15 protein-coding genes are annotated in these 17157 nt (G+C 69.6%); 1 reads left to right on the top strand and 14 read right to left on the bottom strand.

Annotated elements, in window-relative coordinates; all coding sequences use genetic code 11:
• Positions 1-5 precede the first annotated feature (5 nt).
• The 11 genes from EOE66_RS16765 to EOE66_RS16715 all read right to left on the bottom strand — a co-directional run bounded on the left by EOE66_RS16765 (position 6) and on the right by EOE66_RS16715 (position 12976).
• A complete protein-coding gene (locus EOE66_RS16765) occupies positions 6-1268 on the bottom strand; it encodes a glycosyltransferase (protein ID WP_128229880.1) in 1263 nt (420 codons plus the stop codon).
• Positions 1269-1314: 46 nt separating this feature from the next.
• On the bottom strand, positions 1315-1998 hold the full coding sequence (gene epsI, locus EOE66_RS16760) for an exosortase-associated protein EpsI, B-type (RefSeq protein WP_128229879.1): 684 nt from the start codon (positions 1996-1998) through the stop codon (positions 1315-1317).
• The gene (gene xrtB / locus EOE66_RS16755) at positions 1995-2897 is read right to left on the bottom strand and encodes an exosortase B (protein ID WP_128229878.1); all 903 of its coding nucleotides are present in this window, start codon (positions 2895-2897) and stop codon (positions 1995-1997) included. The genes epsI and xrtB overlap by 4 nt, the downstream gene beginning before the upstream one ends.
• A 16-nt stretch (positions 2898-2913) precedes the next feature.
• Positions 2914-3849 (bottom strand): polysaccharide biosynthesis tyrosine autokinase, encoded by a 936-nt coding sequence (locus EOE66_RS16750; RefSeq protein WP_128229877.1) that lies wholly within the window; start codon positions 3847-3849, stop codon positions 2914-2916.
• Positions 3849-5279, bottom strand: a complete 1431-nt coding sequence (gene epsF / locus EOE66_RS16745; RefSeq protein ID WP_128229876.1) for a chain length determinant protein EpsF — start codon at positions 5277-5279, stop codon at positions 3849-3851. The genes EOE66_RS16750 and epsF overlap by 1 nt, the downstream gene beginning before the upstream one ends.
• A 19-nt stretch (positions 5280-5298) precedes the next feature.
• Complete coding sequence (gene epsE / locus EOE66_RS16740; RefSeq protein WP_245479078.1) at positions 5299-6141, bottom strand: polysaccharide export protein EpsE; 843 nt, start codon at positions 6139-6141, stop codon at positions 5299-5301.
• The gene (locus tag EOE66_RS16735) at positions 6141-7106 is read right to left on the bottom strand and encodes an EpsD family peptidyl-prolyl cis-trans isomerase (RefSeq protein ID WP_128229875.1); all 966 of its coding nucleotides are present in this window, start codon (positions 7104-7106) and stop codon (positions 6141-6143) included. The genes epsE and EOE66_RS16735 overlap by 1 nt, the downstream gene beginning before the upstream one ends.
• A gap of 255 nt (positions 7107-7361) precedes the next feature.
• Positions 7362-7808: a Tim44 domain-containing protein gene (locus EOE66_RS16730; protein ID WP_128229874.1), complete on the bottom strand. Its 447-nt coding sequence runs from the start codon at positions 7806-7808 to the stop codon at positions 7362-7364.
• On the bottom strand, positions 7802-8533 hold the full coding sequence (gene ubiE, locus EOE66_RS16725) for a bifunctional demethylmenaquinone methyltransferase/2-methoxy-6-polyprenyl-1,4-benzoquinol methylase UbiE (protein ID WP_128229873.1): 732 nt from the start codon (positions 8531-8533) through the stop codon (positions 7802-7804). The genes EOE66_RS16730 and ubiE overlap by 7 nt, the downstream gene beginning before the upstream one ends.
• Positions 8534-8550: 17 nt before the next feature.
• A complete protein-coding gene (locus tag EOE66_RS16720; protein WP_128229872.1) occupies positions 8551-8958 on the bottom strand; it encodes a gamma-butyrobetaine hydroxylase family protein in 408 nt (135 codons plus the stop codon).
• Between the two features lie 7 nt (positions 8959-8965).
• Positions 8966-12976: a DUF3683 domain-containing protein gene (locus EOE66_RS16715; protein WP_128229871.1), complete on the bottom strand. Its 4011-nt coding sequence runs from the start codon at positions 12974-12976 to the stop codon at positions 8966-8968.
• 170 nt (positions 12977-13146) lie between these two features.
• On the opposite strand from EOE66_RS16715, the gene ugpQ reads away from it, so the two are divergent.
• Positions 13147-13902 carry a glycerophosphodiester phosphodiesterase gene (gene ugpQ, locus EOE66_RS16710; RefSeq protein WP_128229870.1) on the top strand — a complete coding sequence of 252 codons (756 nt, stop codon included), beginning with the start codon at positions 13147-13149 and terminating at the stop codon, positions 13900-13902.
• 21 nt (positions 13903-13923) lie between these two features.
• On the opposite strand, the gene EOE66_RS16705 is transcribed toward ugpQ, so the two are convergent.
• The 3 genes from EOE66_RS16705 to EOE66_RS16695 all read right to left on the bottom strand — a co-directional run bounded on the left by EOE66_RS16705 (position 13924) and on the right by EOE66_RS16695 (position 17082).
• On the bottom strand, positions 13924-15189 hold the full coding sequence (locus EOE66_RS16705) for an MFS transporter (RefSeq protein ID WP_245479098.1): 1266 nt from the start codon (positions 15187-15189) through the stop codon (positions 13924-13926).
• A 75-nt stretch (positions 15190-15264) separates the two neighbouring features.
• Positions 15265-16494, bottom strand: a complete 1230-nt coding sequence (gene argJ / locus EOE66_RS16700; protein ID WP_128229868.1) for a bifunctional glutamate N-acetyltransferase/amino-acid acetyltransferase ArgJ — start codon at positions 16492-16494, stop codon at positions 15265-15267.
• A 336-nt stretch (positions 16495-16830) separates the two neighbouring features.
• Positions 16831-17082, bottom strand: coding sequence for a helix-turn-helix domain-containing protein (locus EOE66_RS16695; RefSeq protein ID WP_128229867.1), 252 nt, complete (start codon positions 17080-17082; stop codon positions 16831-16833).
• Positions 17083-17157: the final 75 nt, after the last annotated feature.

Here is a 17157-nt window from a genome sequence, read left to right as displayed (position 1 = left end):
CCCCCTCAAGCCGCCAGCGCGGCGCGGCGCGAGGCGTGTGCCTGCACCACGCCCTGCAACTCGGCGAGCAGCGCCTCGACCTTGCCCGCCCACGAGAAGCGCGCGGCCACCAGGTCCAGCGCCTGCCGGGCCTGCTGCTCGCGCAGCGCCGGCTGCTGCAGCAACTGCACCACGGCGTCGGCGAAGGCCTGCGGCTCATCGGCGATGCGCATGTGCACGCCGTCGACCGCGTGCAGCCCCTCGCTGCCCACGCGCGTGGCCACCACCGGACAACCCTGGGCCATGGCCTCCAGGGCCTTGATCTTGATGCCACCGCCGAAGCGGTAGGGCACCAGCGAAAGCGCCGCGGACGACAGCCAGGGCCGCAGGTCTTCGACATAGCCCACGGCCTGCACACCGGCCTGCTCGTCACTGGCGAAGCCTGCGGGCAGGTTGCGGCCGATGACCTGCAAACGCGCCTGCGGGCAACGCGCCCGCACGCGCGGCCACACCTCGGCCAGCAGCCAGCGCAGGCCGTCGGCGTTGGGGGCGTGGGCGAAGTTGCCCATGAAGACCACCGGCGCCTGCGCCGCCGACGTGCCTGTGCCGGGCGCCGCGGCCGTTTCCCAGGCGGCCCCGCTCAGGAAGGCCGGCACTTCGGGCACGAAGGCACGCAGCACGCCGAGATCGGTGTCGCTCAGGGCCATCAGGCCTTGCGCCTGCCGGTAGCAGCGCCGCTCGTGCCGCGCCCAGGCCCACCAGCTGTGCAGGCGGCGCCAGCGGCGCAGGCGGCCACCCGTGCTGGCCTGCCACTCGCGGTAGCGCGAGACCATGCAGGCGTCCTGCACGTCGATGACAACGGGCCGGCCGGGCAGCGCGTCGACGTACTGCGCCATGTGCGGGAACTGCAGCAGCACGGCATGCACCCGCTCGCGCACCGCCACTTCGGCCAGGCGGCTGCGCATGGTGGCGCTGCGCAGGCCGCGCACCTCGCGCGGCAGGCCCGTGGCCAGTTGCTGCAGCGCCCCGAGCGCCCCGCCCCGCGCAGTGGGCGGCTCGACTTTCAGCACGCTGCGCGCCACGGTCTGCAGCGCCTGCAGCGCCTCGTCATCGGCCTGCGCGGCACCAGGGCCGGCGCCGAAACCCACGAAGTGCACTTCGGCGTACGGCGCCAGGTGCCGCAAGAGATCGAAACACAGCACGCCGCCGCCGTTGCCGCAGCGCGGGTGGTAGAGCATGGGCGCCGCCACCAGCAGGCGCAGCGGTTCGGAGGTCTGGAAGGCGCTCATCACCGTGAAGGGGTGCGGCCGGCGGTGGGCGGGAAACCGCCCCCGCTCAGGCCGCCTTGGCGCCGAAGTAACGGCTCTGCAGCTCAGGCGGCAGCGCCGCCAGCAGGTCGTTCAGGAACACTTCCTGAAGGCCGAATGCGACCGCAGGATCCGGCGTCAGGCTGGAGACGCGAATCAGCATGCCGTCCGGGATCTGTCCACGCAGGCCCAGCATGATCTGCTCGACCTTGCGCGAGAAACCCGGCAGCACGGCGCGGTCGTTCAGCGTGACCCAGTAGGTGATGGGCTCGCGGCGCGACTGCAGCTGACCGACGAGCCGGCGCACGGTGAGGTTGCGCCCGCCCAGGCCCAGCACAGCCGTGCCCATCGAGGCGACCGAGAAGCCTTGCGCCGTGTAGCAGAACTCGGGGCGGTGGGCCGCGGTGGCATCGGTGCCCTGGTCTTCGCCGTAGGCGATGGACAGCATCACACGCTGGCCATTGCTGCGGTTGATGTAGGTGCGCGCCAGCACCTGGCCGTAGATCTGGTCGAGCGCGGCCTGCAGCGAAGGATCGGGCAGCACCGGCACCAGCGTCTTGTCGATGGTCCAGGGGCCGAAGCTGCCCGGCACCTGCTGCTCCAGCTGGATGGGCGGAAAATCCTTGGACGCGCGGCGCCGCGGCTTCATGGCCAGCGCGGTGGCCGAGGCGGCCACTGCGGCCCCGGCAAACAGCACGGCGCGCCGCTTCATGCAGCACTCCCGGGGCCCGGGGCGGCGGCCGGCGCCGGCGCCTCCTTGAACCAGCGGCCCAGCAGCTTGTCGGTGGCCAGCATCAGCGTCAAGGCCACGGCGAACAGCACCATGCCCGCGAAGCCGTGCACGAAGCCTTGCCCGGCTTCATCGCCCAGGTAGTAGGTGACGAGCACGAGGATGATCACGCGGATGACGTTGGCGATGAAGGCGATGGGAATCACCAGGATGGCCAGCGCCGTGTTGCGCGCCACCGACTTGTAGCCCATCAGGTTCATGTAGAGCAGGCCCAGCGCCTCCAGCGTGAACATCGAGTTCAGGCCGGCGCAGGCATCGGCCACCAGCAGCTGGTACTGGCCGACGTAGAGGATGACGCCGGTGCGCGCCACCGGGTAGTCGCCCAGGTGCAGCAGCCATTCGGCGGCATAGCTGACGACGATCTTCAGCGGCGTGGTCATGGCCTGCACGATCAGGCCCGGCAGCGGCACCATGAAGAGCAGGAAGAACAGGAAGAACAGGCCCCAGCGCAAACCGGCCCAGCCGCGCGTGAGCAGCAGCGCCGAGGCCAGCAGGGGGATGTGCGCGCCGATCTCGATGGTGTCCACGCCCTGCGAACGCCCCACCACGTAGAGCACCAGGCCCACGGCCAGGGTCACGCTGCCCGCCAGCAGGGCCGGCGCATCGGGCAGGTCGAACAGCGCTTGCCGCCGCTGCCAGGCCAGCCACAGCGTGACCCCCAGGATGATGGGACCGTGGCCCTGCTCGTCGGTGACCCACACCCGGTCGGCCAGCATCACGTAGCTGGGCACCAGCAGCAGCAGCAGCGCCGCGCCGATCAACAGCGCCGGCCAGCTGGAAGCCGGCGGCAGAGCGAAGGATTGACCGCGGTTCAACAGCATGGGCACGGGCGGAACTTCAGTGCTCGTTGATCACCACACCGGCCACCTTGGCCGGGCTGCCTGCGAGGCTGCCCACCAGCTCCTGCAGGCTGGCCAGGCGGCTGGCGTGACGGCGGCCGACGACCACCGCGGCGCCGCAGCGCGCGGCCACCACGCTGCCATCGGAGCCCAGCGCCGCGGCAGGGGTGTCGACGATGACGTAGTCGAACTTGGCCGCCAGCTCGCGCATGAGCAGGCCGAAGGCGGGACGCTCCAGCAGCTCCAGCGGGTTCGGCGGGGTCGTGCCCACCGGCAGCACGAAGAGGCTGGGCACCGCAGGCACCTGCTGGATGACCTGCTTGTCGGCGCGGCCGGAGAGGATGCTGGACAGGCCCGCCCGGTTGGACAGGCTGAAGACCTCGTGCAGGCGCGGCGAGCGCATGTCGGCATCGACCACCAGCGTGCGCCCGCCCAGCTGGGCCAGCGACACGGCCAGGTTGGCCGCACAGTAGGTCTTGCCGTCGCCACTGTCGGGGCTGATGACCGCCAGGGCCTGGCCCCGGCGCTGATCGGTGTCGCCCAGCACCCGCATCATCAGCTGGGTGCGCAAGGCGCGGAAGTACTCGGCACGCGGCGAGAAGGGCTCGTTCAATGTCACCAGCTCGGAGCTGACCGTGCGCTTCTCTTCCGAGGCATAGGGGTAGTGGAACTGCTGCGCCAGCGCGAACAGCACGTCGTCCTTGCTGGCCAGGCCCAGGGCCACCGCCGCCTCGCCGAAGCGCACGCCGTCCTTGCGCTGCAGCTGCAGCACCTTCTCCACCTGCTCGGCGCTGAGCTGGCGCAGTTCGGCCAGGATGTCGCCGATGGATCGTTCGTTGGCCGGGTCGGCCGCCACGTCGGGCGCGGCACCCTCGCCGGGCAAGGGTCCGTCCAGCACGGCGTCGACAGGGGCGTTATCGCGGAACTTGGCCATCACGCAGACTTTCCGGGGGGAGGCAGGGGCGCCAGCAGGCGCTCTTGGGTCAAGGTGGCCTGAAGGCGGCGCAGACCGAGCTTGGCGCCAGGCCCGGGCATCACGCCAATGACCGGCAGGTCCAGCGCCGTGGCGACGTCGTCGACGGTGCGCAGGCGGCGGTCGAGCAGTTCGAGCACCAGCGCGGCACCCACGGCGAGCAGCAGGCCCGCAAAGGCGGCGATGGCGGTGTTCAGCACCACACGCGGAGAGGCCGGGTACAGCGGCACTTCGGCCTGCGACAGCGGGTTGATGTTGCTCTGCGTGGCCTGGCCCTCCAGGCTGGTCTGCGTCAGGCGCTGCAGGATGGCGTCGTAGGTGCGCTGGGCGTTGTCGACCTCCCGCAGCAGCACCATGCCCTCGTCGCGCACCTGCTTGAGTTGCAGCACCTTGGCACGCTGCGCATCGAGCGAGCGGCGGATCTCGCTTTCGCGCTGGCGGTTGATGTTGTTGCCCACGCCCACGCTGCTGGTGACCTTGCGGGTCTCGGCTTCAAGGCGCTGGCGCAGCTCGGCGATGTTCGCGCGCGACTCCTGCACCGCGGGGTGGTTGTCGCCCAGGCGCGTGTTCAGTTCCTGCAGGCGGGCCTCGCTGCGCGAGAGCTCGGCCTTCAGGCCGCCCACCAGGGCGTTGTTCAGCACCTCGGCCATGCGCTCGCCCTGGCCCGATTGCGCCTGGGCCTGGCGGCTGCCCGACTCGGCAGAGATCGCCTGCACCTGCGTGAGCTGGCTCGACAGCTCGTTCAGGCGTGCGTTCTCGACATCCAGGCGCTCGTCGCTGGCAACGATGCCCTTCTCGCGCTGGAAGGTGCTGAGCTTGGTCTGCGCGGCCTCCAGGGCCTCGCGCGCCTCTTTGGCGCGGCCCTCGAAGAAGCTGGAGTAGCGGCGCGCGGGGTCGACACGCAGGTCGATGGCCGTGTCGGTGTAGGCCGCAACGAAGGCGTTGGCCAGGGCCGCGGCAAACCGCGGGTCGGGCGCCAGGTAGCTGATCTCGATGACGCTGCTCTCGCGCGAGGGCAGCACTTCCATCTGGCGCTGGAACACCGTGCCCAGCCAGCTCTCGATGCTGCCCTGGCCACCGGTCTCGTCCTGCCATTGCTGGCGGATCTGCGGGTTCTCGTTGAGCTTGAGGTTGCGCACCACGCGCTGCGCGACGCGGTCGCTCTTGATGATGTCGACCTGGGTGGCCATGAAGGCCGGCGACTGCATCCCGCCCAGCATCACGGCCGAGAGCGGATCGGGCTTGAAGTCGGCCACGACGCTGGCCGTGGCCTTGTACTGCTTGGGCATCAGCAGGTTCACTGCCAAGGTGCCCAGCACCGTGACAGCCAGCACCGCCACGGCAACCACCCAGCGCGCGCGCAGGATGGCAAGGAACTGACCGAAGGTCATGCAAGCACTCCGTGGGGAATCAGAACAGGCTCTCGCGGACGAAGACGACATCGCCCTCGCGCAGCTTGTCGGTCATGCCGGGCGTGAGCACCGTCACGCTGCCGTCGGCAGACTTGCGGTGCACGCGCACGCCCTTCTCGGTGCCGCGCAGGGTCAGGCCGCCGCCGGTGGCCAGCGCCTGCAACAGCGTCATCTCGCGCTCAAGGCGCATCGGGCCCGGGCGCTGCACTTCGCCGTAGATGTAGACGATGGGCTGACGGTCGACCCACACGGTGTCGCCGTTGAGCACCGGCAGGTCTTTCTCGCCGCCGGCCGCTGCGAACAGCGTCGGCAGGTCGATCTCGGCGCGGAAGGGCTTGCCTTCGCGCTGGCCGCTGAGCACCACGAGGTCGGAGCCCGAAGGCGCCACGCCGCCAGCCGTGGCCAGCACTTCCGTCAGGCGCATGTTGGCCGTTTCCAGCGGGTAGCGGCCGGGGCGGTTGACCTGGCCCAGCACGCTCACCTGGTGCGCGCGCACCTGCAGCAGAGCCACCGTCACCTGGGGCTGGCGCACGAAGTTGCCGTTGCGCAGGCCATCGGCGATGAGCCGCTCGAGATCGTTGATGGTGAGCCCGGACACCCGCAGGCTGCCCAGCAGCGGGTAGCTGACGAGACCTGCATCGGTGACGCGCGTTTCCAGCTGCAGGTCGGGGTTCTGGTAGACCACCACGCGCAGCACGTCGCCCGGGCCGATGCGGTACTCGGCGGCAGGTGCTGCGGCCGGGGCCGGCGCGGGCTGCGCCAGCGCTGCAGGGGCCCACGCCAGCAGCGCCGCAACGCCGAAGGCCAGGCCGGCCAGCCGCTTCATCAGGGCAGGCTTCATCACTTCAGGCCCATGCCCTTGGAGATGTCGGTGGCCGACAGGCCGGTGCTGGCCGCAGGGGCTGCCGGCGCGGCACCGGCAGGCGCCGAGGCGGCCGCTTCGGCGAACTTGCCGACGTACTCGATCTTGGCAGCGGCACGCAGGGCCTTGAGCTCGTCTTCGACCAGCTTGCGCTTGCGCTCGTTGAGCAGGTAGGCCTCGATGGCCGGGCGGGCCTGGTCTTCGCCCACGGGCTGGTTGCGCGAACCGGCCAGCACGATCACCTGCACGCCATTGGCGCCCGGCACGAGCATGGCCTGGCCGTCCTTCATGCGGGCGAAGGTGTCCAGGCTGTTCAGAGGCAGCTGCTCGGCCGCACGCACCGCCTGGTTGCCGTTGAAGCGGTATTCCTTGGCCTTGAGGTACTCGACGAACTCGTTGATGTTCTTCGCACCGGCGAGTTGCTCGCGCAACTCGTTCACCTGTTCGGGGCGGGCCTCGATGGTGATCTCCTGGATGCTGTAGATGCGACGCTCGCGGAAGAGCGCAGGCTTCTCGTCGTAGTACTTCTTGATTTCCTCGGGCGTGGGCTTGGGCGCGGCTTCGCCAACCTTCTCGAGGTAGGCACGGGACAGGATCTCGCGGCGCGCCGCCTCCAGCTGCTGCACCACGCGCGGGTCGCGGTCGATCTTCTGGTCTTCGCCCTTCTGCAGCGTGAGCTGCTGGTCGACCAGGCGCTCGAGGATCTGGCGGCTGGCGGCATCGGCCTGCTCGGGCTTGAGGCCCCGCTGCTGCTGCAGCACGAAGTTGATCTGGTGGACGGTGATCTCGTCCTTGTTCACCTTGGCCGCCGTCTGGCTGGCGGCCTTGTCCTTCTTCTCGCCGCAACCGGCCACCATCACGGCGGCACTGGCGAGCAGGGTGAGGGCGAGCACGCGGGTGCCGCGCTGGGCCAGCGAGGGGGTCTTGAACATCTTCAGCCTCATGCGATCTGTCCTTGGGTGTTGCGGACGCCGCCCGCCCAAGGGTCGGGGGGCGTTCTCAGGCAGCCTGCCCGGCATCGAGCGGCCGGTGCGACCCCTCGAAAAGCGGGCCAGTGTAACCGCTGCCCCCTGCGGAAAATGGGCCTGGGAGACCCCCTGTACGGGGCCCTCGGATGGCACAAGTTCACGTCGCGCGCGGTCACCGGGAACGACCTTTTCGCAACGGACCGGCGGTGCGTGGCGCGGGCCACGGCGACCTCAGGAAAGCGACTGCACCCGGGCCAGCTTCCAGCCTGGCCCGGCCGCCTTCACGTTGGCCAGCATCCACAGCTCGCGGAAGGGCGCGGCCTCGTGGGCCTGGTGCTCGCGTATCAGGCCGGTGAACTCCACACTGGCCAGCATGGCTTCATGCAGGTCGTCCAGCGAGAGCAGGCGGGCCTGCAACTGCAGCACCTCGGTGTGGTTGGGCCCGGGGCCGCGTTGCGCGAGTTGATCGCGCAACTCGTCCAGGAGCTGGCGGGTGGCCAGTTCGCCCAGGGCGTGGAGATCGGCGGTGTCCCAGGCCAGCTGCAGCCGCACGAAGCTCAGGCGGGCCAACTGCAGCAGTTCGTCGACCTGCGTTTGCCGCGCACGCGCTTCCCGCTGCGCGGCCCGCGCCCGCCGCCAAGGCGCAGCGCTCTTGAGGCGCCGCAGCCGGTTCAGCACTTGATGCCCGCGTGCAGCGCGACGATGCCGCCGGCCAGGTTGTGCACGTCGACATGGCCGAAGCCTGCATCCTTCATCAGGCCCTTGAGCGTGGCCTGGTCAGGGTGCATGCGGATGCTCTCGGCCAGATACCGGTAGCTCTGCTCGTCCTTCGCCACCAGCTTGCCCATCAGGGGCATGAAGCTGAACGAGTACCAGTCGTAGGGCTTCTGCAGCAGCGGCGCGGGCTTGCTGAACTCAAGCACCAGCAGCCGGCCGCCGGGCTTGAGCACGCGGGCCATCTCGGCCAGCGCGCGGTCTTTGTGGGTCATGTTGCGCAGGCCGAAGGCCACGCTCACCAGGTCGAAGCTCTCGTTCGCGAAGGGCAGGTGCTCGGCGTCGCAGGCGGCCGTGGGCAGCACCAGGCCTTCATCGAGCAGCCGGTCGCGGCCCACGCGCAGCATGGCTTCGTTGATGTCGGTCAGCACCACGCGGCCCGTGGGCCCCGCAGCCTTGGCGAAGGCGCGCGCCAGATCGCCCGTGCCACCGGCGATGTCGAGCACCTGCATGCCCGGGCGCACGGCGGCCACGGCCACCGTGTAGGCCTTCCAGGCGCGGTGCAGGCCCATCGAGAGCACGTCGTTCATCAGGTCGTACTTGGAGGCGACCGAGTCGAACACACCGCGAACGTGGCGGGCCTTTTCGGTCTCGTCGACCGTCTGGTAACCGAAGTGGGTCTGCGCCATGGCTGTGCTCTTCAGGTTCAGTGGCTGCTGCAGGCGCTGCCGCCAGCCTTGCCAGGCATGGGTGCGTCGCGGTCGACGCCGGCGGCCTTCAGGCGCGCCTCGTAGTCGGCCCAGCGCTGGTCTTGCTCAGCGCCCAGCTGGTAGAGGTAGGTCCAGCTGAACAGGCCGCTGTCGTGGCCGTCGCTGAACACCGGCTTCACCGCGTAGTGGCCCACGGTGCTGATGTCGACGATGTTCACTTCGCGCTTGCCGGTCTGCAGCACTTCCTGGCCGGGGCCGTGGCCCTGCACCTCGGCCGAGGGCGAGTACACGCGCAGCAGCTCGAAGGGCAGGCGGAAGGTGCAGCCGTCGTCGAAGCCCACCTCCAGCACGCGCGAGGTCTGGTGCAGGGTCAGGTGGGTGGGCTGGGGGCTGGTACTGCTCATGCGTCGATTAGACCAGCACGCGTTCGATGCCGCCGGCATTGGCCTTGGCCACGTAGGCCTGTAGCCAGTCTTCGCCCAGCATCAGGCGCGCCATCTCGACGACGATGTAGTCGGCCTCCAGCAGGCCGCTGTTCATGTCGTCTTCATAACGCTTCAGGCCCTGCAGGCAGCTCGGGCAACTGGTGAGGATCTTCACGTTGGCCTGCGCCGCCGTGCTGAGCCCTGGCGTGGCCGCCATCATCTCGCGCAGCGCGGTCTCGCCCTTCTTCAGCTCTTCTTCCTTGCGGAAGCGCACCTGCGTGCTGATGTCCGGCCGCGTCACGCCCAGCGTGCCGCTCTCGCCGCAGCAGCGCTCGTTCTTGAGCACGTTCGGGCCCACCAACGCCTTCACCGTCTTCATCGGCTCCTGCTGCTTCATGGGGCTGTGGCAGGGGTCGTGGTAGAGGTAGCCGGCCTGCTGGTCGGCGTTCAGCGTGATGCCCTTTTCCAGCAGGTATTCGTGGATGTCGACGATGCGGCAGCCGGGGAAGATCTCCTCGAACTTGTAGCCCTGCAGCTGGTCGTAGCAGGTGCCGCAGCTCACCACCACGGTCTTGATGTCCAGGTAGTTCAGCGTGTTGGCCACGCGGTGGAAGAGCACGCGGTTGTCGGTGATCAGCTTCTCGGCCTTGTCGGCCTGGCCCGCACCGCGCTGCGGGTAGCCGCAGCACAGGTAGCCGGGCGGCAGCACCGTCTGCACGCCGGCGTGCCACAGCATGGCCTGCGTGGCCAGGCCCACCTGGCTGAACAAACGTTCACTGCCGCAGCCCGGGAAATAGAACACGGCCTCCGTCTCGGCCGTGGTGGCGGCCGGGTTGCGGATGATGGGCACGTAGTCCTTGTCCTCGATGTCGAGCAAGGCGCGCGCGCTGCGCTTGGGCAGGCCGCCGGGCATCTTCTTGTTGATGAAGTGGATGACCTGTTCCTTGATCGGTGCGCGGCCCAGCGTGGCCGGCGGCGCCGAGGTCTGCTGGCGCGCCAGCGGCTTGAGCAGGCCGTTCATGAAACGCTGGGCCTTGAAGCCCACGTCGACCATCGCGCTGCGCATGAACTTGATGGTCTGCGGGTTGGTCGCGTTCAGGAAGGTCATGGCCGCGGCCTTGCCGGGCCGGAAGCTCTGCTTGCCCATCTTGCGCAGCAGGTTGCGCATGGCCATGGTGACGTCGCCGAAGTCGATCTTCACCGGGCACGGGCTCTCGCACTTGTGGCACACCGTGCAGTGGTCGGAGACGTCCTCGAAGTCTTCCCAGTGCTTGACGCTGACGCCGCGGCGCGTCTGCTCCTCGTAGAGGAAGGCCTCGATCAACAGCGAAGTCGCCAGGATCTTGTTGCGCGGGCTGTACAGCAGGTTGGCGCGCGGCACGTGCGTGGCGCAGACCGGCTTGCACTTGCCGCAGCGCAGGCAGTCCTTGATGCTCTCGCTGATGGCGCCGATGTCGCTCTGCTGCATGATCAGCGACTCGTGCCCCATCAGCCCGAAGCTGGGCGTGTAAGCCGCGCTCAGGTCGGCGCGGCGCGGTGCGCCGCCGGCGATGTCGGCCTCGCCGCCGGGCAGGCGCAGCAGCTTGCCGCGGTTGAAGCGGCCTTCCGGGTCCACACGCTGCTTGTAGTCGGCAAAGGGCGCCAACTCGTCGTCGCTCAGGAACTCGAGCTTGGTGATGCCGATGCCGTGCTCGCCGCTGATCACACCGCCCAGGCGCCGCGCCAGCGCCATCACGCGCGCCACGGCCTCGTGGGCCGTCTGCAGCATCGCGTAGTTGTCGCTGTTGACGGGGATGTTGGTGTGCACGTTGCCGTCGCCGGCGTGCATGTGCAGCGCGATCCACACGCGGCCGCGCAGCACGTCTTTGTGGAGGCGGCGGCATTCGTCGAGCAGCGGCTTGAAGGCATCGCCCGCGAACAGCGCCTGCAGCGGCTTCAGGATCTGCGTCTTCCAGCTCGCGCGCCAGCGCCAGTCCTGCAGCATCTGGAAGCAGGTCTGGCCCTCGGCGCCGCTGCCCTCGCCCTGCACCACGTCCAGTTCATCCAGCCAGTGCTGCCACAGCGCACGCACCTCGGCCAGCAGCGCCAGGGCCTGCTGCACGCGGTCTTCGAGCAGCTCGGCGCCGGGGATCTCGCCGGCATCGTCGCTTCTTCCCAGCGGCAGCGCGCCACGCTGGAAGAAGTTCTGCAGCGCCCCCACCAGCTCCAGCTTGTTGCGCAGGCTGAGCTCAACGTTGATGCGCTCCACGCCCTCGGTGTACTCGCCCATGCGCGGCAGCGGGATCACCACGTCTTCGTTGATCTTGAAGGCGTTGGTGTGCTTGGCGATGGCCGCCGTGCGCTTGCGGTCGAGCCAGAACTTCTTGCGGGCATCGGCGCTCACGGCCGTGAAGCCCTCGCCGCCGCGCGAGTTGGCGATGCGCACCACCTCGCTGGCGGCGCGCGCCACGGCGTTGTCGTCGTCGCCGACGATGTCGCCGATCAGCACCATCTTCGGCAAACCGCTGCCCTGCAGCGCGCGCTTGCTCTTGGTGGCGTAGCCCACGGCCTTGAGGTAGCGGTCGTCCAGGTGCTCCAGGCCCGCGAGCAGGACCCCCTGGTCCTTCAGGCCGAAGAGGTAGTCCTTGATCTCGACGATGCTCGGCACCGCGTCCTTCGGGTTGCCAAAGAACTCCAGGCACACGGTGCGCGTGTGCGCCGGCATGCGGTGCAGCACCCAGCGCGCGCTGGTGATGAGGCCGTCGCAGCCTTCCTTCTGGATGCCCGGCAAGCCGGCGAGGAACTTGTCGGTGACGTCCTTGCCCAGGCCTTCCTTGCGGAAGACGCGGCCGGGGATGTCCAGCCGCTCGGTGCGCTGCAGCACCTGGCCGCTGGCGTCGAAGTACTTCAGCTCGAAGCTGGCCACCTCGGCATCGTGGATCTTGCCGAGGTTGTGGTTCAGCCGAGTGACCTCCAGCCACTGCGCCTGCGGCGTCACCATGCGCCAGCTGGCGAGGTTGTCGAGCGCGGTGCCCCACAGCACGGCCTTCTTGCCGCCGGCGTTCATGGCGATGTTGCCGCCGATGCAGCTGGCCTCGGCGCTGGTGGGGTCCACCGCGAACACGAAGCCGGCCTTCTCGGCCGCATCGGCCACGCGCTGCGTGACGACACCGGCCTCGCTGGTGATGGTGGCCACCGGCTCGCGCAGGCCCGGCAGCAGCTTCATCTCCACCGCGCCCAGGGCTTCGAGCTTCTCGGTGTTGATGACCGCGCTCTTCCACGTCAAGGGCACGGCGCCACCGTTGTAGCCGGTGCCGCCGCCGCGCGGGATGATGGTCAGGCCCAGCTCGATGCAGCCCTTCACCAGCGCTGCCATCTCGGCCTCGGTGTCGGGCGTCAGCACGACGAAGGGGTACTCCACGCGCCAGTCGGTGGCGTCGGTCACGTGGCTGACGCGCGAGAGGCCGTCGAACTTGATGTTGTCCTTGGCCGTGGCGCGGCCCAGGGCGCGGCGCGTGGCCTTGCGCAGGTCCCACACGGCACGGAAGTGCGCGGCGAAGGCCTCCACCGCACCGCGGGCGGCGGTGAGCAGCTCGCCCACCAAGGCATCGCGCTGCGGGTCGCTGTCAGCGCCAGCGGCCGAGGCCGCGGCATCGCGGCGCTTGGCCACTTCGGTCAGGCGGTGGTTCAGCGCCTCGATCAGCATCGCGCGGCGCTTGGGGTTGTCGAGCAGGTCGTCTTCGAGGTACGGGTTGCGCTGCACCACCCAGATGTCGCCCAGCACCTCGTAGAGCATGCGTGCGCTGCGGCCGGTGCGGCGCTCTTGCCGCAGCAGGTTCAGGATCTCCCAGGCGCGCGTGCCGAGCAGCCGCAGCACGATCTCGCGGTCGGAGAACGAGGTGTAGTTGTAAGGAATCTCGCGCAGGCGGGCGGCACCCGCCACCGATGCCTCACCGTCTTGGGGCAGGCCCGCCGGGGCGGCGTGCAGGGGCGCAGACAAGGGCAGCGGTGCGTTCATGGAGCTTTCGAGAGGGCGGGCGCGACAGCAGCGCAAACGAGGCGCAGGCGACACCCGCCTGGGGCAGACGCTCGGATTCTCCCAAAACCTGCCGCCGGCGCCCGGGCGCCCGCTGCAAACCCACGCAGGCCGGCCGCCCGCTGACCCGGGCCCGGCGCGAGAATGCCGTCATGCCCCCCTGGCCCTATCCCCGCTGGCTGGCGCACCGAGGCGCCGGCAAGCTGGCGCCCGAGAACACGCTGGCCGCCTTCCGGCTGGGCGCGGCCCACGGCTACCGTGCCTTCGAATGCGACGTGAAGCTCAGCGCCGATGGCGTGCCCTTCCTGCTGCATGACGCGACGCTGGAGCGCACCACCAACGGCCAGGGTCGGGCTGGCGACCGCCCTTGGGGCGAACTGGCCCTGCTGGATGCCGGCCGCTGGCACGGCCCCTACTTTGCCGGTGAGCGCCTGCCCAGGCTGGCCGAGGTGGCCGCCTGGGTGCAAGCGCAAGGGTGCGCGCTCAACGTCGAGATCAAGCCCACGCCGGGCACCGAAGCCACCACCGGCGCGGCCGTGGCCGCCGCCTGCGCCAAGTTGTGGGCCGGTGCCGCCGTGCCGCCCCTGCTGAGTTCGTTCTCCGAGGTGGCCCTGCAGGCCGCGCAAGCCACCAGTCCCGCCCTGCCTCGCGCGCTGCTGCTCGACACCCTGCCCAAGGAGCCGGTGGCACGCGCGCAGGCGCTGGCTTGCGTCGCCGTGGTGACCCAGCACCGCTTGATGGATGGCGCCCTGTGCACCGCACTGCACGCGGCCGGCCTGCGTGCGCTTTGCTACACGGTGAACGAAGACGCCGATGTGCAGCGCCTCCAGGCGCTGGGCGTGGACGGGTTGATCACCGACGCCGTCGACCGGCATCACCCCGACGAGCCGCTGCTCCCCGGCCGCTGACCCACGCCAGCCGCGCCGCGCTCAATCCGGCCGGCGCACCTCGGCCTCCAGCCCCAGCCACTCCGATTCACGCTCCTGCTCGGGCAGGGCTTTCAGTTCTCGGATGAGCGGCATGCGCCAGGCCACCAGCACCAGCAGCATCGAGACACCGCCGGCGAAGGCCAGTGCGGCACGCAGCCCGAAGTGATCGCCCAGCCAGCCACCCAGCAAAGCACCGGGGGCCGCCGCCAGCAGCGTGATCCAGCGCATCGTGCTCGTCATGCGGCCGAGCAGGGGCTCGGGCGTCACTGCCTGGCGCAAGGCCAGGAAGTTGATGAAGATGAACACGGCACCGGTGGTGAAGCTCATCAGCATCAGCGCAAACGCCGCCACCCCCCAGGCGTTGGCCGGCGCCACCGCCAGCAGCAACCAGCCCAGGCCGCAGATGGCGTAGCCCACCACCAGGCAAGGCCCGGGGCCGATGCGGTCGCTCACACGCCGGCCCAGCACGCTGCCGGTGATGGTGCCCACGCCCATACCCATGTAGCACAGGCCCACCGCGTGTTCGCTCAGGCCCAGCGTGCGCGTCGCGAAGAGGATCTGCACCGTCACCGCGGCGTAGTGGCACATCTGCCAGACGGCCATCAGCACGCCCAGCGTCAGCAGCAGCCGCGTGCCGGTGACGAAGCGCAGGCCCACGGCCAGGTCGCGCCAGAAGTGGCCCGGCGGGCGCGGCTCGCGCCGTTCGGTGATCGCGATGCCACGCAGGATGAGCGCCGAACTCAACAGCAGCACCGCGTTCACCAGCAGCGCCAGCGGCGCGCCGAAGATGCGGATCAGCGCACCGGCCAGGCCCGGGCCCACCACCTCGGCCCCCGAGGTGGCGAGCGCGTTCTTGGCGTGGGCCTCCACCAGGCGGTCGCGCGCCACCACTTGCGTCAGCACCACCTGCGCGGCCGTGCCGGCCACCGTGTGCACGGCGCCCAGCATGAAGCCCACCACATAGAGCCAGCCCATGTTCAGCCAGCCCAGCCACCAGGCCAGGGGCACGCTGGCCGCGGCCAAGGCAATGGCGCTTTCTCCTGCCACATAGACCGGCAGCTTGCGCACGCGGTCCAGCCACACCCCGCTGGGCAGCGAGAACAGCAGGAAAGGCAGCAGCTCGATGGCCGTCAGCAGCCCCATCTGCGTGGGGGTGGCCTGCAGCAGCACCGCCGCGGTCAGCGGCAGCGCGAGCATCATCACCTGGTTGCCGAAGGAACTGGTGACGATGGACAGCCACAGACGCCGGTAGGTGGCGTCGCGCAGCAGGTCGCCTTCCGGCAGCTTCGGGATCCAGGGCAGGGGCAGCCCCTCAGGCCACCGCCGCCAGGGCGGAGGGCGTCATGAACGGTAGTCGGCGTTGATGCTCACGTAGTCGTGAGACAGGTCGCAGGTCCACACCGTGGCCTCGGCCGGGCCGCGGTGCAGGTGCACGCGCACCGTGATCTCGGCCTGCTTCATCACGCGCTGGCCGTCTTCTTCGCGGTAGGCCGGATGCCGACCGCCCTGGGTCACGACGTGCACGTCGTCCAGGTGCAAATCGATCAGGCCCTGGTCGAGATCGCCGATGCCGGCATAGCCCACCGCGGCCAGGATGCGCCCGAGGTTGGGATCGCTGGCGAAGAACGCGGTCTTGACCAAGGGGCTGTGCGCGATGGCGTAGGCGGCCAACTTGCACTCGGCCGCGTCGCGGCCGCCTTGCACCTGCACCGTGATGAACTTGGTCGCGCCCTCGCCATCGCGCACGATGGCCTGGGCCAGCTCTTGCGACAGCGACACCACGGCGGCAGCCAGGGCCTGCCCATCCGCCGAATCCAGGGAGGTGATGCACGCGTGGCCGGCCTGCTGCGTGGCCATCAGCACGAAGCTGTCGTTCGTGGAGGTGTCGCCGTCGATGGTGATGCGGTTGAAGCTGGCATCGGCGGCGTGGCGGGCCAGGGCCTGCAGCGTGGCGGCATCGATCACCGCGTCCATGGCCAGGAAGCCCAGCATCGTGGCCATGTTCGGGCGGATCATGCCCGCGCCCTTGCTGATGCCGGTGAGGGTGACCGTACGCCCGCCCACCTGCACCTGACGCGAGGCGGCCTTGGGCAGGGTGTCGGTGGTCATGATGCCGGCGGCGGCCTCGCCCCAGGCAGAAGCGCTGAGCGCGGCCAGCGCGGCCGGCAGACCGGCCTCGATGCGTTCGACCGGCAGCGTTTCCATGATCACGCCAGTGGAGAACGGCAGCACCTGCGCCGGTTGCAGGCCCATCAAGCCTGCCAGCGCGGTGCAGGTGCGGCGCGCGCGCTGCAGGCCGTCCGCGCCCGTGCCGGCGTTGGCGTTGCCGGTGTTCACGACCAGTGCGCGCACCGCGGGCGACGCCGCGAGGTGCTCGCGACACAGTTGCACGGGGGCCGCGCAGAAGCGGTTGCTCGTGAAGACGCCGGCCACCACGCTGCCCTCTTCCAGCGCGAACACGACCAGGTCTCGCCGGTTGACCTTGCGCACACCCGCCATGGCGACGCCGATGCGCACGCCAGGCACGGGCAACAGGCTTTGGGGATCGGGGGCCGACAGGTTCACAGGCATGGTGTTTGGCAGCGCGCTGCAGCGGTCAAGGGCCGCAGATTGTAGTGAGGGCCCCCGCCTGAAGCCGCCTTGGCCCGGCCATTATCGGATGGCTGAACTATGGCCAGAACGAAGGTGAACTATTGGCCCGCGCCCGAGAGGGAGAGCAGGTGAACTCAACAACCAAGCAGGGAGGCTCAGGTGGTTCATCGGTGCCTTGTGTCTCTCGGCATTATGGAAGCAAAGGCTTGGCGCAGGCAGCCGCGCGCCCCTTTCCTTCCTTGGTTGTAGAGACCTTCGCAGGCCGCTGACCTTTCGACAACCGCTTCGTCGTTCGCCCGGAACGACGCCGCCGCATCAGTCGCTTCGAGGCTTCAGCAGCTCGTACGGCTGAACCCCCAGCGCGACGGCAAGCCGTTCCACGTTGTCCAGCGAGATGTTGCGCGACAACCTCTCGACGTGAGCGACAAAGGTTCGATGCAGTCCGCACTCGAACGCCAAGACCTCCTGCGACCAGCCCTTCTCGTGCCTGAGAGCGACGATGTTCGCCGCCAGTGCTTCCCGTGCGCTGGCGTGCTTCGTTGACTGGTTTGCAGCTCCTGGAGACATCGAGGTTCAGTCTCCCGGCGCGCTGCTTTTGAGTCAGCCGCGTTTAAGTCACAATTCTGGGACCGAGGGCGCGCG

Origin of the sequence: Rubrivivax rivuli (genome assembly GCF_004016505.1) — a bacterium.
In the GTDB taxonomy this organism is placed as follows: domain Bacteria; phylum Pseudomonadota; class Gammaproteobacteria; order Burkholderiales; family Burkholderiaceae_C; genus Rubrivivax; species Rubrivivax rivuli.
The sequence above is the reverse complement of the archived record's forward strand: the minus strand, read 5'-3'. Positions and strand labels throughout refer to the sequence as shown.